Origin of the sequence: Sinomonas halotolerans, from assembly GCF_039615075.1 — a bacterium.
In the GTDB taxonomy this organism is placed as follows: domain Bacteria; phylum Actinomycetota; class Actinomycetes; order Actinomycetales; family Micrococcaceae; genus Sinomonas; species Sinomonas halotolerans.
Genome location: NZ_JBDFRB010000006.1, coordinates 1 through 23,375 on the forward strand (window position 1 = coordinate 1; position 23,375 = coordinate 23,375).

Annotated in this window: 21 protein-coding genes; 5 read left to right on the forward strand and 16 right to left on the reverse strand. The window is 71.9% G+C overall.

Annotated features, from left to right (window positions below):
- A partial coding sequence (locus ABCQ75_RS08455) for a glycerol-3-phosphate dehydrogenase/oxidase (protein ID WP_427916078.1) occupies window positions 1-1,419 on the reverse strand: 1,419 nt, incomplete at its 3' end.
- Between the two features lie 134 nt (window positions 1,420-1,553).
- Between ABCQ75_RS08455 and ABCQ75_RS08460 the strand changes: the two genes are divergently transcribed.
- Genes ABCQ75_RS08460 through ABCQ75_RS08475 form a run of 4 tightly spaced genes read left to right on the forward strand, consistent with a single transcriptional unit; the run spans window position 1,554 to window position 5,488 of the window.
- Window positions 1,554-2,576, forward strand: coding sequence for a sugar-binding transcriptional regulator (locus ABCQ75_RS08460; RefSeq protein WP_427916070.1), 1,023 nt, complete (start codon window positions 1,554-1,556; stop codon window positions 2,574-2,576).
- 25 nt (window positions 2,577-2,601) lie between these two features.
- On the forward strand, window positions 2,602-3,435 hold the full coding sequence (locus tag ABCQ75_RS08465) for an aldo/keto reductase (protein ID WP_345884697.1): 834 nt from the start codon (window positions 2,602-2,604) through the stop codon (window positions 3,433-3,435).
- Complete coding sequence (locus tag ABCQ75_RS08470; RefSeq protein WP_345884698.1) at window positions 3,435-4,376, forward strand: alpha/beta fold hydrolase; 942 nt, start codon at window positions 3,435-3,437, stop codon at window positions 4,374-4,376. Before ABCQ75_RS08465 ends, ABCQ75_RS08470 begins: the two co-directional genes overlap by 1 nt.
- Complete coding sequence (locus ABCQ75_RS08475) at window positions 4,373-5,488, forward strand: glycosyltransferase family 4 protein (protein ID WP_345884700.1); 1,116 nt, start codon at window positions 4,373-4,375, stop codon at window positions 5,486-5,488. The genes ABCQ75_RS08470 and ABCQ75_RS08475 overlap by 4 nt, the downstream gene beginning before the upstream one ends.
- Window positions 5,489-5,565: 77 nt before the next feature.
- Here ABCQ75_RS08475 and ABCQ75_RS08480 read toward each other — a convergent pair whose 3' ends face one another.
- The 13 genes from ABCQ75_RS08480 to pyrR all read right to left on the reverse strand — a co-directional run bounded on the left by ABCQ75_RS08480 (window position 5,566) and on the right by pyrR (window position 20,802).
- Window positions 5,566-7,740: a primosomal protein N' family DNA-binding protein gene (locus ABCQ75_RS08480; RefSeq protein ID WP_345884701.1), complete on the reverse strand. Its 2,175-nt coding sequence runs from the start codon at window positions 7,738-7,740 to the stop codon at window positions 5,566-5,568.
- Window positions 7,741-7,836: 96 nt separating this feature from the next.
- A complete protein-coding gene (metK, locus tag ABCQ75_RS08485) occupies window positions 7,837-9,099 on the reverse strand; it encodes a methionine adenosyltransferase (protein ID WP_345884703.1) in 1,263 nt (420 codons plus the stop codon).
- A gap of 9 nt (window positions 9,100-9,108) precedes the next feature.
- Window positions 9,109-10,422, reverse strand: coding sequence for a bifunctional phosphopantothenoylcysteine decarboxylase/phosphopantothenate--cysteine ligase CoaBC (gene coaBC / locus ABCQ75_RS08490; RefSeq protein ID WP_345884705.1), 1,314 nt, complete (start codon window positions 10,420-10,422; stop codon window positions 9,109-9,111).
- 16 nt (window positions 10,423-10,438) lie between these two features.
- Window positions 10,439-10,714: a DNA-directed RNA polymerase subunit omega gene (gene rpoZ / locus ABCQ75_RS08495; RefSeq protein ID WP_345884707.1), complete on the reverse strand. Its 276-nt coding sequence runs from the start codon at window positions 10,712-10,714 to the stop codon at window positions 10,439-10,441.
- Window positions 10,715-10,754: 40 nt separating this feature from the next.
- Window positions 10,755-11,375 (reverse strand): guanylate kinase, encoded by a 621-nt coding sequence (gene gmk, locus ABCQ75_RS08500; RefSeq protein ID WP_345884709.1) that lies wholly within the window; start codon window positions 11,373-11,375, stop codon window positions 10,755-10,757.
- A gap of 72 nt (window positions 11,376-11,447) precedes the next feature.
- A complete protein-coding gene (gene mihF, locus ABCQ75_RS08505; RefSeq protein WP_345884711.1) occupies window positions 11,448-11,765 on the reverse strand; it encodes an integration host factor, actinobacterial type in 318 nt (105 codons plus the stop codon).
- A gap of 174 nt (window positions 11,766-11,939) precedes the next feature.
- Window positions 11,940-12,851, reverse strand: coding sequence for an orotidine-5'-phosphate decarboxylase (pyrF, locus tag ABCQ75_RS08510; protein WP_345884712.1), 912 nt, complete (start codon window positions 12,849-12,851; stop codon window positions 11,940-11,942).
- On the reverse strand, window positions 12,820-16,158 hold the full coding sequence (gene carB / locus ABCQ75_RS08515) for a carbamoyl-phosphate synthase large subunit (RefSeq protein WP_345884715.1): 3,339 nt from the start codon (window positions 16,156-16,158) through the stop codon (window positions 12,820-12,822). The genes pyrF and carB overlap by 32 nt, the downstream gene beginning before the upstream one ends.
- Window positions 16,158-17,381, reverse strand: a complete 1,224-nt coding sequence (gene carA, locus ABCQ75_RS08520) for a glutamine-hydrolyzing carbamoyl-phosphate synthase small subunit (protein WP_345884716.1) — start codon at window positions 17,379-17,381, stop codon at window positions 16,158-16,160. Before carA ends, carB begins: the two co-directional genes overlap by 1 nt.
- Complete coding sequence (locus ABCQ75_RS08525; RefSeq protein ID WP_345884717.1) at window positions 17,374-17,904, reverse strand: PH-like domain-containing protein; 531 nt, start codon at window positions 17,902-17,904, stop codon at window positions 17,374-17,376. The genes carA and ABCQ75_RS08525 overlap by 8 nt, the downstream gene beginning before the upstream one ends.
- Complete coding sequence (locus ABCQ75_RS08530; protein ID WP_345884720.1) at window positions 17,904-19,232, reverse strand: dihydroorotase; 1,329 nt, start codon at window positions 19,230-19,232, stop codon at window positions 17,904-17,906. Before ABCQ75_RS08530 ends, ABCQ75_RS08525 begins: the two co-directional genes overlap by 1 nt.
- On the reverse strand, window positions 19,229-20,236 hold the full coding sequence (locus ABCQ75_RS08535; protein ID WP_345884722.1) for an aspartate carbamoyltransferase catalytic subunit: 1,008 nt from the start codon (window positions 20,234-20,236) through the stop codon (window positions 19,229-19,231). The genes ABCQ75_RS08530 and ABCQ75_RS08535 overlap by 4 nt, the downstream gene beginning before the upstream one ends.
- Window positions 20,233-20,802 (reverse strand): bifunctional pyr operon transcriptional regulator/uracil phosphoribosyltransferase PyrR, encoded by a 570-nt coding sequence (pyrR, locus tag ABCQ75_RS08540; protein WP_427916079.1) that lies wholly within the window; start codon window positions 20,800-20,802, stop codon window positions 20,233-20,235. Before pyrR ends, ABCQ75_RS08535 begins: the two co-directional genes overlap by 4 nt.
- Before the next feature lie 298 nt (window positions 20,803-21,100).
- Here pyrR and ABCQ75_RS08545 point away from each other — a divergent pair, with 298 nt between their 5' ends.
- Window positions 21,101-22,285 carry a PrsW family intramembrane metalloprotease gene (locus tag ABCQ75_RS08545; protein ID WP_345884725.1) on the forward strand — a complete coding sequence of 395 codons (1,185 nt, stop codon included), beginning with the start codon at window positions 21,101-21,103 and terminating at the stop codon, window positions 22,283-22,285.
- 102 nt (window positions 22,286-22,387) lie between these two features.
- Here the strand turns inward: ABCQ75_RS08545 and nusB are convergent, their stop codons facing one another.
- Both nusB and efp read right to left on the reverse strand, forming a co-directional pair.
- On the reverse strand, window positions 22,388-22,798 hold the full coding sequence (gene nusB / locus ABCQ75_RS08550; RefSeq protein ID WP_345884726.1) for a transcription antitermination factor NusB: 411 nt from the start codon (window positions 22,796-22,798) through the stop codon (window positions 22,388-22,390).
- Window positions 22,798-23,361 (reverse strand): elongation factor P, encoded by a 564-nt coding sequence (gene efp / locus ABCQ75_RS08555; RefSeq protein ID WP_345884728.1) that lies wholly within the window; start codon window positions 23,359-23,361, stop codon window positions 22,798-22,800. The genes nusB and efp overlap by 1 nt, the downstream gene beginning before the upstream one ends.
- Window positions 23,362-23,375 lie beyond the last annotated feature (14 nt).

Below are 23,375 nucleotides of genomic sequence, written 5' to 3' on the forward strand. Positions count from 1 at the left end.
GAGCAGGATCTCTGCGCGGTGGGCGTCGATGCCCGGGCCGGTGTGGGCCTTGAGCCAGGCCTGCACGCCTTCCTCGTCGGTGGGGAAGCCGCGGCCGCCGCCGATCGGCAGCTCCCCGGTGCCCACCGACCGGCCGTGTCCGAGCAGGGCCAGGACCTCGTCGGCCAGATGCTCGGACAGGGCCCGGAAGGTCGTCCACTTCCCGCCCACCAGGCTCAGCATCCCCTGGCCCGCCCCGCCCGGCAGCGCGGCCTTCTCGATCCGGTAGTCCCGCGAGACGAACCCCGGGGCGGTGTCGTCATGCCGCGGCAGCGGGCGCACCCCGGAGAAGGTGTAGACGATGCTCTCCCGGCCCACCCGGACCGACGGGAAGACGTGGCGGATGAGGTCGAAGAAGTACTCGATCTCCGCATCCGTGCACACCGGCTCGAGGTCCTCCCCGGCGTCGATGTCCGTCGTGCCCACCAGCACCCGGTCCCCGATCGGGTAGATCAGCACGATCCGCCCGTCGCTGTGCTCGAAGAAGATCTCCCGGCCCGCGCACGCCGCGAGGAGCTCCGGATGGTCCAGCACGATGTGCGAGCCCTTCGTCCCGCCCATGAACCGCGTCGGTGCCCCGAAGGCGCCGTTGGTGGCATCGACCCACGCCCCGGTGGTGTTCACCACCACGTCCGCGGCGAAGTCGAACTCCTCCCCGGTCAGCCCATCGCGCAGCCGCACCGCCGCGCCCTCGCCCGCCCCGGTGATGCCCACGGCCGAGACGTAGTTGCTCGCCCGGGCATGGGGACCCGCTTCGAGCCCGTCGCGCAGCACGTCCAGGGTCAGCCGCTCCGGATCGTGCACCGAGGCATCGAAGTACGTCGCGGTGTACTTCACATCCGGGCGCAGGGCCGGCAGCTCCGCCAGGGCCTTCCGCCGGCCCAGGAACCGGTGCCGGGGCACCGACCCGCCCTGACGGGAGAACAGGTCGTACAGGCTCAGGCCGATCTTGATCAGCACCGCCCCGCGCTCGCCCGGCCTGCCCGAGCGGTGGGTCAGGAACCGCAGCGGCGCGTTCAGGATGCCCGAGAACGTGGAGAACACCGGGATCGTGGTCTGCAGCGGCTTGACATAGTGCGGGGCGATCCGCAGCAGCCTGTTCCGCTCGACCACCGACTCGTGCACGAGCCGGAACTCCCCGTTCTCCAGATACCGGATCCCGCCATGGATCATGTGCGAGGACGCCCCCGAAGCACCCTGGCAGTAGTCACCGCGCTCCACGAGCACCACATCCACACCCTGCAGCGCCAGCTCCCGGAACGTCCCCACCCCATTGATCCCCCCACCGACCACCAGCACCTGCGCACGCGGAGCGGACTTGAGGGACGCGGCCTGCTCGCGGGGACCGGGGGCGGGGCGGGCGCCGCCGGGGCGCTGGATGTCAGGGTGGGCGGGCTTCGGTGCCACGGGGACCTCCTGTGGTTTCGGGTCTGCTGGGAAGCGCTGGGGTTTATTCTTCGAAGAAGTGCAAAAGAAGTTCAAGCCGTTTGCACGAACGTGCAGGAAGGACCGCCATGACCGCTGCCGCCGAAGGCCACAGGCGCTCTCCGGAGCCCCGGAGCGCACAGAATCCCGCGCCGCGGAAGCATCAGGACGCCCTCTTCGCGGCGCGCATGTACTACCTGCAGGACATGACGATGGACGGGATCGCCCGTCAGCTGGGGACCTCGCGGTCCACGGTGTCCCGCCTCCTCGCGTTCGCCCGGGACGAGGGGCTCGTGCAGATCCAGATCCACAGCCCCATGGACAGCGCCGCGGAGCTCGAGGGAGAGGCGGCCAGGCGCTTCGGCATCGCCGCGCCGTCCGTGCATGTGGTCCCCCAGGTCGAGAGCCTGAATGAGGCCGAGACGCTCGAGCGCGTCGCCATGTACGCCGCCCGGACCCTCACACCCCTGGTCGAGTCCAGGAGCGTCATCGGGATCGCGTGGGGGTCCACCCTGAGTGCGATGAGCCGGCACCTCTCCCGCAGGCCCACGCACGGGAGCACGGTCGTCCAGCTCAACGGCGCCGCGAACACCCAGACGATGGGCCTGGGGTACGCGAGCGAGATCATCCGTCGCTTCGGCCAGGCCTTCGATGCCGACGTCGAGGAGTTCCCCGTCCCGGCGTTCTTCGACCGCCCCGAGACGAAGGCCTGGATGTGGAAGGAGCGCAGCGTCCGCCGTGTGCTCGAGGTCCAGTCCCGCATGGGCCTCGCGGTCTTCGGCGTGGGCTCCGTGGACGCGGACGTGCCGAGCCACGTGTACTCAGGCGGCTACCTCGACGCCTCCGACCTGGCATCCCTCGAGGCGGAGGGCGTGGTGGGAGACGTTGCCACCGTGTTCTTCCGCGCGGACGGGAGCTCGGACGGAATCGAGCTCAACGCGCGCGGGACCGGCCCGGCACTCGCCGCACTCCGCCAGGTCCCGCGCCGGCTGTGCATCGTCTCGGGGGCCTCCAAGGCTCATGCCCTCCGGGGCGCACTGCACGCCGGCCTCGTCACCGACCTCATCCTCGACGAGGCCACGGCACGCGCGCTCCTGGCCGAGCAGGCGTGAGGCGGCAGCCGGTAGATTGAGAGCCATGGTGCCCTCCCCCACACTCACGCTGGCCGGCGGCGTCGCGATGCCACGGCTCGGCTACGGCCTGTACAAGGTTCCCCCCGCGGACGCCGAGCGGCTCGCCGCCGAGGCACTTGCCGCGGGCTATCGCAGCCTCGACACAGCGGCCATGTACGGGAACGAGGAGGGCGTGGGCCGGGCGGTCGCACGCGCCGTCGAAGCCGGGATGCACCGCGAAGAAGTCTTCGTCACCACGAAGGTGTGGAACACCGACCACGGCTACGACGCGGCACTGCGCGCGTTCGAGCGCAGCCGCGCCGCCCTGGGACTCGACGTCGTCGACCTCCTCCTCATCCATTGGCCGTGCCCGGCGCGCGGCCTGTACACCGAGACGTACCGAGCGCTCGAGACCCTCCTCGCCGAGGGCCGCGTGCGGGCGATCGGTGTGAGCAACTTCCAGCCAGAGCATGTCCGCCGCCTCGTCGACGAGTGCACGGTGGTGCCCGCCGTGAACCAGATCGAGCTGCACCCCTACCTCCAGCAGCACGGGCTCAGGGAACTGCACGCCGAACTCGGGATCTCCACCGAGGCCTGGTCCCCGCTCGCCCGGGGGCACGTGCTCGACGACCCGGTCCTCGCGGAGATCGCCCGGGCCCATGGCGTGACCACGGCGCAGGCGGTCATCCGCTGGCACCTCGAGGAGGGCCGTATCGTGATCCCCAAGGCCTCGGACCCGGAGCGCATCCGCTCCAATGCGGACGTCTTCGGCTTCGCGCTCACCGAGGAGGAGCGCTGGCGCATCGCCTCCCTAGACCGCGGCTTCCGGTCCGGCTCGCACCCGGACGCGGTGAACTGATGGAGTCCTCTATCGCCGCTCCCTTCCTCTCCTCGGGCCTCGCCGCACGGGAGCGCCGCAGACGTGTCAGCGTCCTGGGCTCGGAGACGACGGTCTTCACCTACGAGCCCGTCCCCGGCACGGCCGCACCGGCAGGCGGCGGGCGGCCCGACGGAACCGTCACGGTCCTTGCCGTGCACGGCTTCCGCGGGACCCACCACGGCCTCCTGAGGATCGTGGACGCGCTCCCCCAGGTGCGTTTTGTCATGCCGGACCTGCCGGGCTTCGGCGAGTCGACCGAGCTCGCAGGCGTCCCCCACGGCATCGAGGGGTACGGGGCCTGGCTCCGCGGGCTCGCGGAGGCCCTCGGGCTGGGCGGGGATACGGTGCTCCTGGGGCACTCGTTCGGCTCCATCGTGGCGGCGCACTTCGTCGCAGCGGACCCGGAGCGCTTCGCACGCCTCGTCCTGGTCAACCCGATCTCGGCTCCGGCCCTTGAGGGCCCTCAGGCGGTCATGAGCCGTCTGGCCGAGTTCTACTACTGGGCGGCGGCCCGCCTCCCCCACGCCGCCGGCTCGGCTCTCCTGCGCTCGTCCGCGGTCGTGCGGGTCATGAGCGAGACCATGGCCAAGACGCGGGACGCCGGCCTGAGGGAATTCGTGCATGCCCAGCACGCCGCGCACTTCAGCGAGTTCTCGTCACGGACCATGCTGCTCGAGGCGTTCAAGGCCTCCATCTCCCACCACGCCGCCGAGGTGGCAGGGCAGCTTGCCCTGCCGGTACTCCTCATCGCCGGAGACCGCGATGAAGTCGCCCACCTGCCCGACGTGCGACGGTTCCACGACGCCCTGCCGGACTCGCGCCTCACCGTGATCGACGGCGTCGGCCATCTCATCCACTACGAGACGCCGCAGCCGGCCGCCGCGGCAATCAGCGCCTTCCTCCAGGAGGAGACTGCATGAGGATCCTCATCGACGCCCGCTTCACCCGGATCGGCCAGCACGACGGCATCAGCCGCTTCGGCGCGAGCCTCATCGAGGCCGTCTCGCGCAAGGCGGAGGTGGCCATGCTCATCTGCGACGAGCGGCAGCTCGAGCTCCTCCCCGACGTCCCGCACGTCCGCGTCACGAGTCCGCTCTCCCCCGCCGAGCTCTTCATCGCCGCCCAGGTCAACGGCCTTGCGCCGGACGTGGTCTTCTGCCCCATGCAGACCATGGGGACGTGGGGCCGGAGGTACCCGCTCATCCTCACGCTCCACGACCTCATCTACTACGAGCACCCCGCGCCCCCGGGATTCCTCCCCGCGCCCGTCCGGCTCCTGTGGCGCCTGTACCACAGGGCGTACTGGCCGCAGCGGCTGCTGCTGAACAGGGCCGACGTCGTGGCGACGGTGAGCGCGACGACCCGCTCCCTCATGGCCGCCAAGCGGCTCACCACAAGGCCCGTGCGGATCATCGGCAACGCCCCGCAGCCGGGCGGCCTCCCGCGGCAGGCCGAGGTGCCGCCGGAGAAGTCGCTCGTGTACATGGGCTCATTCATGCCGTACAAGAACGTCGAGACAGTGCTGGCCGGGATGGCGCACCTCCCTGAGTACGAGCTGCACCTCCTGAGCCGGATCACGCCGGCCCGGCGCGCCGAGCTCGAGGCCGCGGCACCCCCAGGCACTCGCGTGGTGTTCCACGGCGGCGTCGACGAGGCCGAGTACAGCTCACTCCTGCACAGCGCCACAGCCCTTGTGAGCCTCTCGCGTTCCGAGGGCTACGGCCTGCCGCTCGTGGAGGCCATGAGCGTGGGCACTCCGGTCATCGCGAGCGACATCCCGATCTTCCGCGAGGTGGGTGGGGACGGCGCCTCCCTCGTCGACCCGGACTCCCCGGCCGCGTTCGCTGCCGCCGTGCGCGCGCTCGAAGCCCCCGGCGCATGGGAGGGCGCCTCTCGCGCCGCGCTCGCGCAGGCGGAGCACTTCAGCTGGGACCGCTCCGCGGACGCGCTCATCGCCGCCGCGGAGGAGGCGCGCACCGAGTTCCGCGCACGACGCCGCGCCCTCCTGCGGCTCCCCCGCCCGCCTCGCTGAGGCGGGCCCCGAGCGCGTGGCCACGCACCCGGTCATCACTGCGCCTTTCCGGTCATCACAGCGGGTCGGGCGGGGCATCACAGCACGTCCGGCGCATCCACCTTGATCTGTACGGGTCCCCCGATCCGCCTGGCAGCGAGGGAGGTGCGGACCGAGCGCAGGCCGCGGGTGACGGCGGCGCCCTCGGCGACGGGGAAGAAGACGAGCCACCGCCATCGCGGCTCGGCCTCCTGCCCGGATCCCGCCTCGGTGGCGGGCACGGGGCCGAGGCCGTGGACGCCGGGCCGGGCGAGCACCTCGAGGGCCGCGGACGCGAAGGCCTCGACGTCGGTGCGGGCCCCGCTGACCGACGCGACCCGCACGGCCGGCGGGAGGCCCAGCTCGCGGCGTTGGGCGAGCTCGCGTCCCGCGAAGCCGGCGGGGTCCCACCGCACGAGCGCGGAGACAGCCTCGCTCTCGCCCGCAGTGATGACCACCCGGCCGCCCTCGGCGGCCGGCCGCACGAGGGACGCAGCGTTGAGCCAGCGCCTGAGGGCCTCCTCCCCCGCCCGGAGCGATTCGCGGCGCAGCAGCGAGTCCCCGTCCAGCAGGAGCGCCGCACAGTAGCCCCCGGCGGCCACCGGCTCAGCCCCCACGGTCGCGACGACGAGCGCCGGCCGCTCCCCGACCTCGGCCTTGACGGCCTCGCCCGAGGACGTGACGACCGGGACTCCAGGGAAGGCGCGGCCGAGCTCCTCGGCCGTCCGGAGCGCGCCCACCGCGCTGCGGCGCAGGCCGCGCCCTCCACACGTGGCGCAGGCGAAGTCCAGTTCCGGCCGGCCGCACCACCGGCACGCGACGAGCCGCTCGCGGCCGGATGCCTGCTCCGCGAGGGGGCCGGCGCAGTGGCGGCAGCGCGCGGGCGCGCGGCAGGCCGTGCAGGCGAGGGACGGCGCGTACCCCGCGCGCGCCACCTGGACGAGGACGGGCCCGTGGACGAGCGCCTCGCGGGCGGCCTGCCATGCGGCATGCGGGAGGCGCGCGATCCGGGCCAGCGGGTCCCGCGCCGATTCCACGCTGTCCGCCGTGCTGGTCACGCGTGGGAGTGCCGCGCGCAGGACGGGCCGGTCGGCGGCGATGCGGGCGAGCCATCCCGCCTCGACGAGGCGCTGCGCCTCGGTCGTGACGGCGTGTCCGGCGAGCAGGAGCGCGCTGCCGGCCTGCTCGGCACGCAGGAGGAGGACCTCCCGGGCATGGAAGTACGGGGCACGGGGCTCCGAGTGCAGATCGTCGCCGTCGTCCCAGCAGACCATGAGGCCGAGCCGCTGGACGGGGGCGAACACGGCTGAGCGCGTGCCCACCGCGACGGAGGCCTGTCCGGTGAGGAGCGTGAGGAAGGCCCGCGCGCGGGCGCTCGGACCGTCCTCGGCGGCCAGACGGACCACTCGGTCGTCCGGCAGCGCGGCAGCGAGTGCCTCCTCGACGGCGGCGTGGACGCGGACCAGGTCGCGACGGTCGGGGACGACGACGAGCGCGCCGCGGCCCGAGAGCCGCGCTGCGACGACCGCCCGGGCGATGAGGTGCGGCCATCCCGTGGGCCCGTAGCCCGACGGCGCCTCGAGTGCGGCGCGGGGGCTGCCCCCCGCCGCGAGATGGCGGAGGAAGGCCGGTCCGCTGCGGAGGCGTGCCCAGCCCGCGTCGGCAGCGGGAAGACCAGACTCGGGAGTGCCAGACACGGGAGCGTCGGCCGCGGCTCCAGCAGGGGCAGCAGCGGCAGTGGCAGGGCCAGCAGGGGCAGGGGCAGCCGCCTCGGACGGTCCGGCTGCCGCGAACTCCGCCTCGACCTTGGCGGCCCGCGGCGGGACGGCGAAGCGCAGGACGTCCCCGAGGGCCCCCGACCACCGCTCGGCGACCGCCGCCGCGAGTGCCGCGACCTCGGGGGCGAGGACGGGAAGTGCCGAGAGGACGGCGCCGAGCGGCGCGAGGCGCACGCCCGCATCCGAGGTCTCACGACGTTCGAGGAGGAAGCCGGTGTGCTCCTGCCCGGCCACGCGCACCCTCACGCGCACGCCCGGGACGGCCGCGGAGTCGAGCTCCTCGGTGACGAGGTAGTCGAACAGCCGGTCCAGCTGCGGGAGGGGCGATTCGACGCACACGCGCGCCACCGGCGCCTCCGCCGCCGGCCGCGGGCCGGGCTCAGGCCGGGACGGCGCCGGGAATCCGGTCAGCAGCGAGGGCTGGACGGCATCTGCCCCTGAAGGGTGCGCGGGCACGTCAACTCCTTGGCTCACGAGGACAGTCCACCACGCGCCGCCGACAGTCCTGACAGCCGGCGTCCCTGGCCCCGACGTTCCTGCCTGGCGGCGGCCCTACGCGTCGAAGAAGTCCTTGAGATCCTGGACGCGGTCGGTGAGCTCCCACGTGAAGTCCGGCTCGTCACGGCCGAAGTGGCCGTGGGCTGCGGTCTTGGCGTAGATGGGCCGCTTGAGGTCGAGTGCCTCGATGATGGCCTTCGGCCGCAGGTCGAAGACCTCGTTGATCGCGGCGCTGATCCGCAGCGGGTCCACGCTCTCGGTCCCGAACGTCTCGACGTAGATGCCGACAGGGCGCGCCTGGCCGATCGCGTACGCGACCTGCACCTCGGCGCGGCGTGCGAGGCCGGCGGCGACGACATTCTTGGCAACCCAGCGCATCGCGTAGGCCGCCGAGCGGTCCACCTTCGACGGGTCCTTGCCGGAGAACGCCCCGCCGCCGTGACGCGCGAAGCCGCCGTACGTGTCCACGATGATCTTGCGCCCGGTGAGCCCGGCGTCGCCCACGGGACCGCCGATGATGAAGGCGCCCGCCGGGTTGAGGATGTTGCGCACATGGTCGGTCTCGAGCTCGCTGGCCTCGAGGACGGGGCGGATGACGTGCTCGGCGAGGTCGGCGCGCAGCGTCGCCAGATCCGTCCCCTGAGCGTGCTGGCTCGAGATCACGATCGTCTCGACGCTCACGGGGCGATCGCCGTCGTACCCCACCGTGACCTGGGTCTTGCCGTCCGGGCGCAGGTAGGCGAGCTCGCCGTTCTTGCGGACCTCGGTGAGCCGCTCGGAGAGGCGGTGCGCGAGCCAGATCGGAGTGGGCATGTACGAGGCCGTCTCGTCCGATGCGTACCCGAACATGAGGCCCTGGTCCCCGGCGCCCTGGAGGTCGTAGTCGTCCTCGTCGGTGCCCTCGCGGGCCTCGAGGGAGTTGAAGACGCCGTCGAAGATGTCCGAGGACTGCTGCCCGATCGACACGGACACGCCGCAGCGCGCGCCGTCGAAGCCGTTCGCCGACGAGTCGTAGCCGATCCCGAGGATCGTGTTGCGCACGATCTGGGGGATCTCGACGTACGCGTCCGTGGTGACCTCGCCGGCGACGTGGACGAGGCCGGTCGTCGCCATAGTCTCGACCGCGACCTTCGACTCCGGGTCCGCGGCCAGGAGCGCGTCGAGGATCGCATCGCTGATCTGGTCGCAGATCTTGTCCGGATGCCCTTCCGTCACCGACTCAGAGGTGAAGAGGCGGAGCGCAGACGGGGCATGCGCGGGGCGGGCGGGACGGGAGCCGCCGGGGACTGGGCCGGCGGTGTGCGGAGCGTGGGTCACTGGTCCACCTTACTGTCTGCGCTGGTTCTGTGCCTCGCTCGCGGCAAGCTCGTCCGTCATGCGGCGTACGACGGCGGCGGCGACCTCGTCCTTGCTCCCCGCCGCGTGCTGGGGCTCGCCGCCGGCCAAGGCGAGGATCATCACACTGTTCTCGTCGCGCCCGAACACGCGCTGGGCGCCCGAGGCGTCGGTGCCCACCTCGTTGAGGACGAGGAGGTCGCAGCCCTTGCGCGCCAGCTTCGCCCGGGCGTACTCGAGGGGTGTCCCGTCGTCGTCCCCGGTCTCGGCCGCGAAGCCGACAATGAGCTGGGGCTGCCCGGTGGCGCTGCGCCGCTGGACGAGCTCGGCGAGGATGTCCGGGTTCCGCACGAGCTCGACCACCGGGTCCGCAGCGTCGTCCCTCTTCTTGAGCTTGCTCGCGCGCTCGGTGCGGGGACGGAAGTCAGCCACGGCCGCGGCCATGACGATGGCGTCCGCGCGGGGGGCATGCTCGAGCATGGCCTCGCGCATCTCGAGCGCCGATCCGACCGGGACGGTCTCCGCGCCCTCGGGTGCGGCCACGTCCAGATGTGCGGCCACGAGGGTCACGCGGGCCCCGGCGGCGAGGGCAGCCCGGGCGATGGCGACGCCCTGCTTGCCCGAGGAGCGGTTCCCGAGGAAGCGGACCGGGTCGAGCGGCTCCCGCGTACCCCCGGCGGAGACGAGCACATGGCGTCCGGCGAGCCGGCCCGCGCCCCGGCCGCCAGCGGCGTGTGCGAGCAGCGTCGCGGCGTCGTCCGTGCCCCCCTCCGGCCCGGCACCGCCGGCCAGGGCGAGGGCGGCCGCGAAGATCTCCTCCGGCTCCGGGAGGCGGCCGGGCCCGCTGTCCGAACCGGTGAGGCGGCCCACCGCCGGGTCCAGCACAGCGGCGCCGCGTTCGCGCAGGAGGGCCACGTTCGCCCGGGTGGCTGGGTGGGCCCACATCTCGCTGTGCATGGCGGGCGCGAACAGGACAGGACAGCGGGCCATGAGGAGCGTGTTGGTCAGGAGGTCGTCGGCGTGGCCTCCCGCGGCCCTGGCGAGCAGGTCCGCGGTCGCCGGGGCGACGACCACGAGCTGGGCCTCGTGGCCGAGGCGGACGTGGTTGACCGTGTCGACGGCCTCGAACACGTCCGTGCGCACCGGCTTCCCGGAGAGCGCCTCCCACGTGGCGGCGCCGACGAACTCGAGCGCCGCGCGCGTGGGCACCACCGTCACCTCGTGGCCGGACTCGGTGAACAGGCGCAGGAGCGAGGCGGCCTTGTACGCGGCGATCCCGCCGCCCACTCCGAGGACGATGCGCACGCGCCCAGCGCTCCCGCTACGCCTGGGCGTCCTCGGCCTGGCCCTCGGCGCGCTTGGCGACGAGCAGGCCGTCATTGATCTCGCGCAGGGCGATCGAGAGCGGCTTCTCGTTGAGCTTCGTGTCGACGAGCGGGCCGACGTACTCGAAGAGGCCCTCGTGGAGCTGCGCGTAGTAGGCGTTGATCTGGCGGGCGCGGCGCGCGCCGAAGATCACGAGGCCGTACTTCGAGTCCGACTTCGTCAGGAGGTCGTCGATCGGCGGGTTGATGATGCCTTCGGAATGCGAGGACACGGGTTCTCCAATGCTCTTTGCGGGACAGGGCTCCGGCGCTCTAGTGCGCCGGCTGGCGTCCGTGCGGGGTCAGACCCATGAGGGACACAAGCTCATCGGCTGCGCGACGGACGTCGTCGTTGACGACGGTGAAATCGAACTCCGGCTCGGCAGCGAGTTCCATTTTAGCCGTTTCGAGGCGGCGCTGCTGCTCCTCGGGGCTCTCGGTGCCGCGCCCCACGAGCCGGCGGACCATCTCGTCCCAGCTTGGAGGGGCCAGGAACACGAAGCGTGCCTCGGGCATGACCTCCTTGACCTGGCGGGCGCCCTGGAGGTCGATCTCGAGAAGGACCCGCTTGCCCTCCGCGATGGCGTCCTCGACAGAGCTGCGCAGGGTGCCGTACCGGTTCTGCCCGTGGACCACGGCCCATTCCAGGAAGGCGCCCTCGGCCACGAGCCTGTCGAACTCATCGGCGGACTTGAAGAAGTAGTGCACGCCGTCCTGCTCGCCCGGGCGCGGCGCCCTGGTCGTGGCAGAGACGGAGAGCCAGACCTCCGGGTACGTGTCGCGGATGTAGGTCGAGACGGTTCCCTTGCCTACCGCCGTGGGCCCTGCGAGCACCGTGAGCCAGCTCTCCGCCCCATGGTTGCCGCGCCCCTCGTGCCGGTGTTCGTGCTCCACGCTGTCCTTCCGTGTCTGTCCCGCCGCTGCGGACCGCTCGTGCAGTCCGCTGCCGCGGCGTGTGCTGCCGCTCTACTGCGCTTCGAGAAAATCTACCAGCGCGCGCCGCTGGTGCACGCCCAGTCCGCGCAGCCGCCGGCTCGGCGCGATCCCGAGCGCGGCGAGGATCGACTGTGCCCGCACCGCGCCGATGCCGTGCAGCGACTCGAGCATCTCGGTGACCTTCAGGCGGGCCACCGCCTCGTCCTCCTGCGCCCGTGCGAGCAGCTCGCCCACTGTGACCACGCCTCGGCGGAGGGCGGACTTCGCCTCCGCCCTCGCCGTCCGCGCGGCCTTCGCCTTCTCGAGCGCTGCCGCCCGCTGCTCGTCTGTCAGGGGGACCAGGGCCATTGCGCCACCTCCGCCGCCGTGCCTTCCGGCGGCCCGCCTGGGACCGCTCGGCGCCAGGACTGCCTTCCGGGCAAGGACGAAACTAGCCCTCCCCCGGGCAGAAGGCAACGCCGCGGGTCGGCCAGTCGGGAGGCCCGCCCGGCAGCAGGCCTGCGGCGCCCTGCCGCAGTCGCCTCAGGCCGACAGCTCTGCGAGCGTCCGCTCGGCGCGCGCGCGGACGCCCCCGGCACCGGGTCCGCCCGAGAGGATGTCCCGGCTCGAGGTCCCGAGGACCTGTGCGTAGGCGGCGCCGAACGTCTCACGAAGCACCGCGGCGGTCGCACCCTGGGCGCCGAGGCCCGGGGCGAGCACCGGGCCGCCCATCGCTGCGAGGTCGAGGCCCAGCCGCGCCACGGCGTCGCCCACCGTTGCCCCGACCACGAGGCCGACCGATCCCAGATCGTCCGGGCTGCCGTCACCGCCAGTGCCCCTCGGAGAGCCTGCCCGGCGGGCGTTCTCGGAGGCGGCGGCCTCCGTGATGCGGCGCGCGACCGCACCGCCCTCCTCGCCCTGGCCCACGTGCTGGACGGAGGCACCCTCAGGGTTGGAGGTCAGCGCAAGGACGAACACGCCGCGGCCCGTCTGGGCGGCGAGGTCCAAGGCCGGGCGCAGCGACTCGAAGCCGAGGTACGGGCTCAGCGTCACGGCGTCCGCCGCGAGCGGAGAGCCGTCCCGCAGCCATGCGTCGGCGTAGGCCGCCATGGTCGAGCCGATGTCCCCCCTCTTCGCGTCCGCGATCGTGAGCACCCCGGCGTCGTGCGCGTCAGCGAGCAGCTCCTCGAGGGCGGCCATGCCCGCGGAGCCGTGCCTCTCGTACAGGGCCACCTGCGGCTTGACTGCAGCCGCCACACCGGCGACCGCCTCGAGGACTGTGGCCGAGAAGCGCCGCAGCCCGTCGGCGTCGTCCGCGAGCCCCCACGACGCGAGGAGCGAGGGGTGCGGGTCGATCCCCACGCACAGGGGGCCTCGGCGCGACATCGCCGCGCCGAGGCGCTCCCCGAAGGGCCGGACGGCGTCAGACACCCGCCGGCTCCTGGGCCGGCGCATCGGACGAGGGGCCGCGGACTGCCGCAGCGTGCTCCTGGAGGCTCGTGACGCCCCACTCGAAGCTGCGCATGGCCTCGATCGCGAGGACCGCGAAGTTGAACTCCGCGACGGTCGTGATGCAGGGCTTGCCGTTCGACGTCGCCGCAGCGCGGATCTCGTAGCCGTCGCCGCGCGCAGCCCCGCCGGACGGGGTGTTGAACACCATGTCCACGCGGCCGTCGTTGATGAGGTCGACGATCGTCCCCTCGCCCCCGTCCGCACCGGCCGGGCCGGGGCCCTCGCCGACCTTGCGGACCACGGTGGCGTGGATGCCGTTCCGCTGCAGCACCGCGGCCGTCCCGCCGGTCGAGAGGATCTCGAAGCCCAGGTCCGCGAGCTTCTTCACGCCGAGGATGACCGAGCGCTTGTCGCGGTCGGCCACCGAGACGAAGACCCGCCCGGAGGTCGGCAGCGCGTTGTTCGCCCCTGCCTGGCTCTTGGCGAAGGCCGTGTCGAAGTGCTTGTCGATGCCCATGACCTCGCCCGTGGAGCGCATCTCCGGGCCGAGCAGGCTGTCCACGACAGTGCCCTCGGGCGTGCGGAAGCGGCTGAACGGGAGCACGGCCTCCTTGACGGCCACGGGGGCGTGGGACGGCAGGTGGGCGCCGTCACCCGTCTCGGGCAGCATCCGGTACGCCGTGCGCAGCTGCTTGACCGTCACGCCCGTGCCGATGAGGGCGGCGGCCTTGGCCAGCTGCACGCCCGTGGCCTTCGAGACGAAGGGCACGGTGCGCGAGGCGCGCGGGTTCGCCTCGAGGACGTAGAGGACGTCCGAGGCGAGCGCGAACTGGATGTTGATCAGGCCGCGCACGCCCACCCCCGCGGCGATGGCCTCGGTGGCGGTCCGCACCCGCTCGACCACGTTCTCGCCGAGCGTGACCGGAGGCAGCACACAGGCGGAGTCGCCGGAGTGGATGCCGGCCTCCTCGATGTGCTCCATGATCCCGCCGAGGTAGAGGTCCGTCCCGTCGTAGAGCGCGTCGACGTCGATCTCCACCGCGTCCTCGAGGAAGCGGTCGATCAGGACCGGGTGCTCCGGCGTGATCTCCGTGGCGTTGGCGATGTAGCGGGACAGGTTGGCCTCGTCGTAGACGATCTCCATGCCGCGGCCGCCCAGCACGTAGGACGGGCGCACGAGGACGGGGTACCCGATCTCGTCCGCGATGCGCTTCGCCTCCTCGAAGGACACGGCGGTGCCGTTCTTCGGCGAGATGAGGCCGGCGTCGTCGAGCACCTTCGCGAAGGCGCCGCGGTGCTCGGCGAGGTCGATCGCCTCCGGCGAGGTCCCGAGGATCGGGACGCCCGCGTCCGCGAGCTGCTGGGCGAGCTTGAGCGGGGTCTGGCCTCCGAGCTGGACGAAGACGCCGAGCACGCCCCCCGTGCGCTCCTCGGCCGCGATGACCTCGAGGACGTCCTCGAGGGTCAGCGGCTCGAAGTACAAGCGGGTCGAGATGTCGTAGTCCGTCGAGACCGTCTCCGGGTTGCAGTTGACCATGACGGTCTCATAGCCGGCCTTGCGCAGGGCCATCGTGGCGTGGACGCACGAGTAGTCGAACTCGATGCCCTGGCCGATGCGGTTCGGTCCCGAGCCGAGGATCACGATCGAGGGCTTGGCGTGGAGCGCGACCTCGTCCTCCTCGTCGTAGGACGAGTAGTGGTACGGGGTATAGGCCGCGAACTCGGCCGCGCAAGTGTCCACCGTCTTGAACACGGGCCTCACGCCGAGCGCCTGCCGCACACCGCGGACCACGGCCTCGGACTGGTGGGACAGCGCGCCGATCTGCTCGTCGGAGAAGCCGTGGCGCTTCGCAAGGCGCAGGATCTCCTCCGTCAGCGCCGGCGCGGCCTTGATCTCTCCGGCCACCTCGTTGAGCAGCTGCAGCTGGTCGAGGAACCACGGGTCGATCCCGGTGGCCTCGTGGAGCTCCTGGACCGTCGCGCCGCCGAGGAGGGCGCGCTGGACCTGGGCGAGGCGGTCGGTCGTGGGGCGCTTGGCCTTCTCCACGAGCTCGGCGACCTCGTACTCGGGCACCGACGTGAAGTCGAGCTGCGCACCCTTCTGCTCGAGCGAGCGGAGGGCCTTCTGGAGGGCCTCGGTGAAGTTCCGGCCCAGGGCCATGGCCTCGCCGACGCTCTTCATCGTGGTGGTGAGGGTCGGGTCCGCGGCCGGGAACTTCTCGAAGGCGAAGCGGGGCACCTTGACGACCACGTAGTCCAGGGTCGGCTCGAAGCTGGCCGGCGTCTTCTGGGTGATGTCGTTCGGGATCTCGTCGAGGGTGTAGCCGAGCGAGAGCTTGGTGGCGATCTTGGCGATCGCGAAGCCGGTCGCCTTGGATGCGAGTGCCGAGGAGCGGGACACGCGCGGGTTCATCTCGATGACGACGACGCGGCCCGTCTTCGGGTCGACGGCGAACTGGATGTTGCACCCGCCCGTGTCCACGCCCACCTCGCGGATCACCGCGATCGCCACGTCGCGCAGCTTCTGGTACTCGCGGTCGGTCAGGGTGAGCGCGGGGGCAACGGTGATCGAGTCGCCCGTGTGGACGCCGACGGGATCGAAGTTCTCGATCGAGCACACGACCACGACGTTGTCGTTCTTGTCGCGCATCATCTCGAGCTCGTACTCCTTCCAGCCGAGGATGCTCTCCTCGAGGAGCACCTCGGTGGTCGGGCTGTACTGGAGGCCCTGGCCCACGATCCGGCGCAGGTCGTCCTCGTTGTAGGCGAGGCCGGAGCCCAGGCCGCCCATCGTGAAGGACGGGCGCACGACCATGGGGTAGCCGAGGTCTCCGGCGGCGGCGAGGGCCTCGTCCATGGTGTGGATGATGTGGCTCTTGGCGCTCTCGGCGCCGCAGCGCTCCACCACGCCCTTGAACTTCTCGCGGTCCTCCCCCAGCTCGATCGCGGCGATGTTCGCGCCGATGAGCTCGACGTCGTACTTCGCGAGCACACCGTTCTTGTCGAGCGCGATCGCGGTGTTGAGGGCGGTCTGGCCGCCGAGGGTCGGCAGGACGGCGTCGGGGCGCTCCTTGGCGATGATCTTCTCGACCACCTCAGGGGTGATCGGCTCGACGTAGGTCGCGTCCGCGAACTCCGGGTCGGTCATGATCGTCGCCGGGTTGGAGTTGACGAGGATGACCCGCAGGCCCTCCTCCTTGAGCACCCGCAGCGCCTGGGTGCCCGAGTAGTCGAACTCGGCGGCCTGCCCGATGACGATGGGGCCCGAGCCGATGACGAGGACGCTCTTGAGATCTGTACGCTTCGGCATTACTTGGCTTCCTCGCTGGCAGTGGGGGCGGTGGCGCTCCCGGCGGGCGCTGCCGCACGGGCGGAACGGTTCTCCTCCATGAGGTCGATGAACCGGTCGAAGAGATAGGCGGCGTCGTGCGGACCTGCCGCCGCCTCGGGGTGGTACTGGACCGAGAAGGCCGGGATGTCGAGGCACGCGAGGCCCTCGACGACCTCGTCGTTGAGGCTCACATGGCTCACCTCGACGCGGCCGTAGCGCTCCTCCGGCGCGACGGTGGACCCGTCGAGCGGAGCGTCCACGGCGAAGCCGTGGTTCTGGCTCGTGATCTCGACCTTGCCCGTGCGGCGGTCCATGACGGGCTGGTTGATGCCGCGGTGGCCGTAGCGGAGCTTGTAGGTCCCGAAGCCGAGGGCCCGGCCCAGGATCTGGTTGCCGAAGCAGATGCCGAAGTAGGGCAGCCGGCTGTCCAGGACCTCGCGGAGGAGGCCCACCTGGGCGTCCGCGGTCGCCGGGTCGCCGGGACCGTTGGACATGAAGAAGCCGTCCGGCCGGACCGCCTCGACGTCCGCGAGCGTCGCGGTGGCGGGCAGGACGTGGACGCGCACACCGCGCTCGGCGAAGCGGACCGGCGTCATCGCCTTGATGCCGAGGTCCACGGCGGCGATCGTGAAGCGCGGCTCGCCGTCCCAGCCGTGGTCGGCAGGCTCGACGACGTAGGCCTCGTCGATGCTGACCTCCTCGGCCAGGCGGGAGCCCTCCATGGGCTGGCTCGCACGGACCTGCTCGAGCAGCTCCGCGTCGGTGCGCCGGGCGTCTTCGCCGGAGAAGATCCCCGCGCGCATCGTCTTGTGCTCGCGGAGGTGGCGGGTGATCGCGCGGGTGTCGACGCCCTGGATGCCGACGATCCCCTGCTCGACGAGCTCGTCGTCGAGGCTGCGCTCGCTGCGCCAGTTGGAGGGCACGCGCGCGGGATCGCGGACCACGTAGCCGGCGACCCAGATGCGGCGCGACTCCGCGTCCTCGCCGTTGACACCGGTGTTGCCGATGTGCGGTGCCGTCTGGACCACGATCTGGTGGGCGTACGAGGGGTCGGTGATGGTCTCCTGGTAGCCGGTCATCCCGGTGGCGAAGACGGCCTCGCCGAGGCTCGTGCCGACGGCCCCGTAGCTCTGGCCGCGGAACACGCGCCCGTCCTCGAGGACGAGGACGGCCGGCTGCCGGTTGGTACCCTTCTCAGTCACTGCTCACTCTTTCCTGGCCGGCGCCGGTGCCCGGCGCGGTCTTGATCAAATCCTCGATGGCTGCCACAAGGGCATTCTTCTCTGCCGCGAACCGGGCGCGGAAGCCCGTGTCCACGTCGGTCCCCCCGAGGGACCAGGAGATGACGACGAGGCCGCCCTCCTCCACGAACTTCCCGGCCATGCCGGACTCGAGCCTTACGCCCTCGATGTCCTCGCGCGGGAGGAACAGGTCGCCCGCTCCAGCACGCTCGAACAGCACTCCGGTCCCGTGCACGGATGCCGTGGCCTCCGTGCGGATCCCGAGGCCGTGCACGGCGACGCGGTCGAGCCAGTCGCCCGCGGTCGTCGTGACGACGTACTGGCCCTCGCAGCGCATCCGCTCCTCGCCGAGCGCCGCCGGCGCTGCGGGCGGCGCCGGCACTCCAGACTGCCTCCGCAGCCTCCCGCGCCATCCCACGAGGACGAGCGCGATGAGCCCGGCGGCGAGGGCCAGGACGAGCAGGCCCGGACCGAGCCTCTCCATCAGCGCTCTCCGGCCGCGACGAGCGGCCTGGGGCTGTGGAGGGCGCCGTCGAGCACCGTGGGGTGCCCGCCGAAGAAGGTCGCGACGACGCGGCCGGGCAGCTCTCGGCCGGCGAACGGGGAGTTGCGTCCCTTGGTCGCCTGGGCGCCCGGGTCGACGGTCCAGCGGGCCGCGGGATCGACGAGGACGATGTTCGCCGGCTCGCCCGCCTCGAGCGGGCGCCCCTGGTCTGCCACCCGGCCGATGCGCGCGGGGATCTCGGACATGGCCCGGGCAACGCCGCGCCAGTCCATGAGGCCGGTCTCGACCATGGTCTTCTGGACCACGGAGAGGGCGGTCTCGAGGCCGGTCATGCCCATCGCGGCCTGGGCCCACTCGCATTCCTTGTGCTCGCTGGGATGCGGGGCGTGGTCGGTGCCGACGACGTCGATGGTGCCGTCGGCGAGGGCCGCGCGGAGGGCCGCGACGTCAGACTCGGTCCGCAGCGGCGGGTTGACCTTGTAGACCGGATCGTACGTCCGCACGAGCTCGTCCGTGAGCCACAGGTGGTGCGGTGTCACCTCGGCCGTGACGTCGATCCCCCGGGCCTTGGCCCAGCGGACGATCTCGACGGAGCCGGCCGTGGAGACGTGGCACACATGAAGGCGCGAGCCGACGTGCTGGGCGAGGAGCACGTCGCGGGCGATGATGCTCTCCTCGGCGACGGCGGGCCAGCCGGGCAGTCCGAGCACCGCCGAGACGGCGCCCTCGTTCATCTGTGCCCCGGCGGTGAGGCGAGGCTCCTGCGCGTGCTGGGCCACGACGCCGTCGAACGCCTTGACGTACTCGAGGGCGCGGCGCATGAGCACCGGGTCGTGGACGCATATGCCGTCGTCCGAGAACATGCGCACTTGGGCCGCCGAGTCGGCCATCGCGCCAAGCTCGGCGAGCTGCTCGCCCGCGAGCCCGACCGTGACGGCACCGACCGGCCGGACCTCGGCCCAGCCCGCGCGCCGGCCGAGGGTCTGGACCTGCTCGACGACGCCGGCGGTGTCCGCGACGGGGTTGCTGTTGGCCATCGCGTGCACGGCGGTGTAGCCGCCGAGGGCAGCGGCACGAGTGCCGGTCTCGACCGTCTCGGCATCCTCGCGGCCCGGCTCGCGCAGGTGGGTGTGGACGTCGACGAGCCCCGGGAGGGCAATGAGGCCCTCGGCGTCGACAATGGTCGCGCCGGCGGCATCGAGGCCTGACCCGATGGAGGCGATGCGGCCGTCCTCGATGCGGATGTCTGCCGGCCGCCCTCCGTACAGCGAGGCACCGCGCAGGAGGAATCGTGTCGGCTCGGTCATGATGCGGTCTCCTTGGCGTGTGCGTCGGTGGGGTCCAGGCCCGACAGGCCCGAGGACATGAGCAGGTACATGACGGCCATGCGCACGGACACGCCGTTCGCCACCTGGCGCAGCACCTGCGAGCGGGCCGAGTCTGCTGCCGCGGAGGAGATCTCCAGGCCCCTCACCATCGGCCCGGGGTGGAGGATCACGGTGTCCTTCAGGCCGAGTTCGTCGAGCCGCGCGAACCGCTCATCCCCGAGGCCCCAGCGCCGAGCGTACTCCCCCGTCGAGGGGAAGTAGGAGGCGTTCATGCGCTCTGCCTGGACGCGGAGCATCATGATGGCGTCGGGGCGCTGGGCGATCACGGCGTCGAGGTCGTAGGAGACCGCGCAGGGCCAGTGCTCCACACCGATGGGCAGGAGCGTCGGGGGCGCGACGAGGGTCACGTGGGCCCCGAGCGTCGTGAGGAGCCACACATTCGAGCGTGCGACCCGGGAGTGCAGGACATCGCCCACGATCGCGACCCTGACGCCCGCCAGATCCACCCCGCCCGGCCCCGTGCCGTGGAGGCGGGACCAGTGGCGCCGGAGCGTGAAGGCGTCCAGGAGGGCCTGGGTGGGGTGCTCGTGCGTGCCGTCGCCGGCATTGATGACTGCCGCGCTGATCCAGTCCGTCGTCGCGAGCCGCTGCGCCGCGCCGGAGGCGGGATGGCGCACGACGACCGCATCAGCGCCTATGGCCTCGAGGGTCTGCGCGGTGTCCTTGAGCGATTCGCCCTTCGAGACGGACGACCCCTTGGCCGCGAAGTTGATGACGTCCGCCGAGAGCCGCTTCGCGGCCGCCTCGAAGGAGATGCGGGTGCGGGTCGAGTCCTCGAAGAAGAGGTTCACGACCGTCCGTCCGCGCAGGGCGGGCAGCTTCCTGACCTCCCGCTCGTTGACAGCGCTCATCTCCTCCGCGGTGTCGAGGATGCGGATGGCGTCCGACGACGAGAGGTCCTTCGTCGAGAGCAGGTGCCTCATCGGGTCCCCTCCTCGGCGGTCTCGGCGGTCGAGGACTCGATCGCGACGAGGTCCTCGTCGTAGCCGTCCGCGCCGTCGACCTCGGTCAGGCGGACCCGCACCTTCTCGGAGCGCGAGGTGGGAAGGTTCTTGCCGACATGGTCCGCGCGGATCGGGAGCTCGCGGTGGCCCCTGTCGACGAGGACGGCGAGCCGGACGCTGCACGGGCGGCCGAGGTCGACAATCGCGTCGAGCGCTGCCCGGATGGTGCGGCCGGAGAACAGTACGTCGTCCACGAGGACCACGGTCTTCTCGTCGATCCCGCCCGCGGGCAGGATCGTGCGGGCCGGAGGCCGGGTGGGCTGGCGGGAGAGGTCGTCCCGGAACATGGTGATGTCGAGCTGCCCGACGATGGAGTCGGGATCCACACCGGAGTCCGCGGCGGCGAGCTTCGCTGCGAGGCGGACGGCGAGCGGGTAGCCGCGGCGAGGAATGCCGAGGAGGACGAGACCCTCAGGCCCCTTGTTGGCCTCGAGAATCTCGTGCGCGATGCGCGTCAGGGCCCGGTCGATGTCGCCGGAGCTCAGGACGACCCGGGATGGTCCGGGATCGGTGCCGACGCCCGTGTCAGGGCGGGCGCCGCGGGCAGCGCTGCTGCGCTGTTCTTCTGCAGGGGCAGGTGCCACAGCAGACCCCTTTCCCCGCCTCACAGGACGGAATTAAAAAGGACAGGCTGATGGGCCAACGCTATCACAGCGCGGCGCTTGCGCCCCGACGCCGTGGCGACCCTCACACGCCCTCGCGCGCGTCCGGCATCCCTCTGCGGCCGGCGGCGGGGGACTCCCCGGGGACGCGCGGCGGAGACGACGGCACTAGCCTTGGAGCATGAGCAGCCATGAGCCGTGGCCTCCGCGGCAGTCCCCCCGCATCGCGCCCCCGGGGACGCAGCCTGCGCCGGGCCGGGCCGGGATGTCCGCCGGCCTGGTGGCACTCCTGGCCGGCGGAGCCGTCCTTTTGGTGGCGAGCCTCGTGCTCGTGGTGCCGTTCCTCGTCGGGGCGACCGGAAGCGCTGGATTCGCCGTCGGGTTCGTGCTCTCGCTCTTCCCGCTCGGCCTCGTGCTGTTGGCAGTCTTCGCCGTCGACCGGTGGGAGCCCGAGCCGCGCCGACTCCTCGCCTTCGCCCTGGTCTGGGGCGCAACCATCGCGGTCGCGGCGACCACGCTCGTCCAGCCCGTCTTCATGGCGGCCTTCGCCCCGCCTGGCGTCGGCGCGGCACGCACCATGGAATTCCTCGCGACCGTCCAGGCGCCCATCGTCGAAGAGGTGGCCAAGGGAATCGGCCTCCTCATCCTCATGTTCGCCGCCCGCAGACACTTCGACGGCCCAGTCGACGGGATCGTGTACGGGATGACGGTCGCCGCCGGCTTCGCCTTCACCGAGAACATCCTCTACTTCGGGAGGCTCTTCACGGACACCTCCGGCTCTCCCGCCCCGCTCGCAGTGGTCTTCATCCTCCGCGGGGTCCTCTCGCCGTTCGCGCACGCCATGTTCACCGCCGCGACCGGACTCGTGCTGGGCCTGGCCGCCCGCCGCTGGAGCCCAGGGCTCGCGGTCGCCGCCTTCGGCGTGGGGCTCGTGCCGGCGATGCTGCTGCACAACGTGTGGAACAGTGCGGGCGAGGACTTCTTCATGCTCTACGCGGTCGTGCAGATCCCGCTCTTCGGCGCGGCCGTGGCCGGGGTCTACCTCTTGCGCCGCGCGGACGCGAGGCTCACGCACGCGCGCCTCGTGGACTACGCCCGTGCCGGCTGGTTCACGCCCCTCGAGGTGGACATGCTCGCCACCCCGCGCGGACGCTCCGCAGGTCTGCGATGGGCCGCATCCCTCGGCCGGCGTCCTGCCATGGCCTCGTTCATCCGCACGGCCACGGACCTCGCCTCAGCCCGCCAGCGCGCACTGAGCGGCCGCGATGTGGCCGGGTACGCCTCCACGGAGCGGGAGCTCTTGGCGCGCATCGTGGCCCTCCGGGCCACAGTGACAGGAATCCCCGCGGACCGCCCGATGCTCTGATCAGACGGTCCGCGGGGATCCACTGTGCGTTCTCGCGTCGCCCGCCATACACACCGGGCGACACACGCCGGCGAGCGGCCCCGCAGGAGGAGGCCGCGCCGCTCAGGCCAGCAGGGTCGGCTTGAGCTGCTGGAGCCGGCCGAGGAGGCCGTTGACGAAGGCGGGCGAGTCGTCCGTCGAGAGCGTGCGCGCCAGGGCCACCGCCTCGCTCACGGCCACACCGTCCGGGACCTCGTCGTTGAACAGGAGTTCCCAGGCGCCGATCCGCAGGATGACCCGGTCCACAGAAGGCATGCGCTCGAGCGTCCAGCCCTGCGCGTAGGTGCGCAGGAACTCGTCGATCTGCTCCTGCTTGGCCGTGACGCCGTCGATGATCTGCACCGTGTACGGGTTGATCACCTGCTCGGTGTTCTCGCGCCGCCGGCGGAGCACGTCGGAAGCGCTGACGGAGCGCTGCTCCGCCTCGAAGAGGATCTCAAGGGCCCTCGAGCGGGCCTTGCCACGGGCGCTCACTAGTCGTTGACACGTCCCAGGTAGCTGCCGTCGCGGGTGTCGACCTTGACCTTCGTGCCGGTCTCGAGGAAGAGCGGCACCTGGATCTCGTAGCCGGTCTCGACCGTTGCGGGCTTGGTGCCGGCGGAGGAGCGGTCGCCCTGGAGGCCCGGCTCGGTGTAGGTGATCTCGAGGACCACGCTCGGGGGGAGCTCGACGTAGAGCGGGTTGCCGTCGTGCAGCGCGATGAGGATCGTCTGGTTCTCGAGCATGAAGTTGGCGGCGTTGCCCACAGTCTCAGCCGAGACGTGGATCTGGTCGTACGTGTCGGTGTCCATGAACACGTAGTCGGCGCCGTCCTTGTACAGGTACTGGTAGTCGCGGCGGTCGACCGTGGCCGTGTCGATCTTCGTGCCGGCGTTGAACGTCTTGTCGACGACCTTGCCCGAGAGGACGTTGCGCAGCTTGGTGCGCACGAACGCGCCGCCCTTGCCCGGCTTGACGTGCTGGAACTCGATGACGTTCCACAGCTGGCCGTCCAGGTTCAGGACGGTGCCGTTCTTGATGTCGTTGGTCGTTGCCACGTCAGCCTCTCTGG

Excerpts from the sequence above, each read along its gene's own strand:
- ABCQ75_RS08460 (WP_427916070.1), top strand. The coding sequence starts at position 1,554 with ATGACCGCTGCCGCCGAAGGCCACAGGCGCTCTCCGGAGCCCCGGAGC.
- ABCQ75_RS08465 (WP_345884697.1), top strand. The coding sequence starts at position 2,602 with ATGGTGCCCTCCCCCACACTCACGCTGGCCGGCGGCGTCGCGATGCCA.
- ABCQ75_RS08470 (WP_345884698.1), top strand. The coding sequence starts at position 3,435 with ATGGAGTCCTCTATCGCCGCTCCCTTCCTCTCCTCGGGCCTCGCCGCA.
- ABCQ75_RS08475 (WP_345884700.1), top strand. The coding sequence starts at position 4,373 with ATGAGGATCCTCATCGACGCCCGCTTCACCCGGATCGGCCAGCACGAC.
- mihF (WP_345884711.1), bottom strand. The coding sequence starts at position 11,765 with ATGGCCCTGGTCCCCCTGACAGACGAGCAGCGGGCGGCAGCGCTCGAG.
- pyrF (WP_345884712.1), bottom strand. The coding sequence starts at position 12,851 with ATGCGCCGGCCCAGGAGCCGGCGGGTGTCTGACGCCGTCCGGCCCTTC.
- carB (WP_345884715.1), bottom strand. The coding sequence starts at position 16,158 with ATGCCGAAGCGTACAGATCTCAAGAGCGTCCTCGTCATCGGCTCGGGC.
- ABCQ75_RS08525 (WP_345884717.1), bottom strand. The coding sequence starts at position 17,904 with ATGGAGAGGCTCGGTCCGGGCCTGCTCGTCCTGGCCCTCGCCGCCGGG.
- ABCQ75_RS08530 (WP_345884720.1), bottom strand. The coding sequence starts at position 19,232 with ATGACCGAGCCGACACGATTCCTCCTGCGCGGTGCCTCGCTGTACGGA.
- ABCQ75_RS08535 (WP_345884722.1), bottom strand. The coding sequence starts at position 20,236 with ATGAGGCACCTGCTCTCGACGAAGGACCTCTCGTCGTCGGACGCCATC.
- ABCQ75_RS08545 (WP_345884725.1), top strand. The coding sequence starts at position 21,101 with ATGAGCAGCCATGAGCCGTGGCCTCCGCGGCAGTCCCCCCGCATCGCG.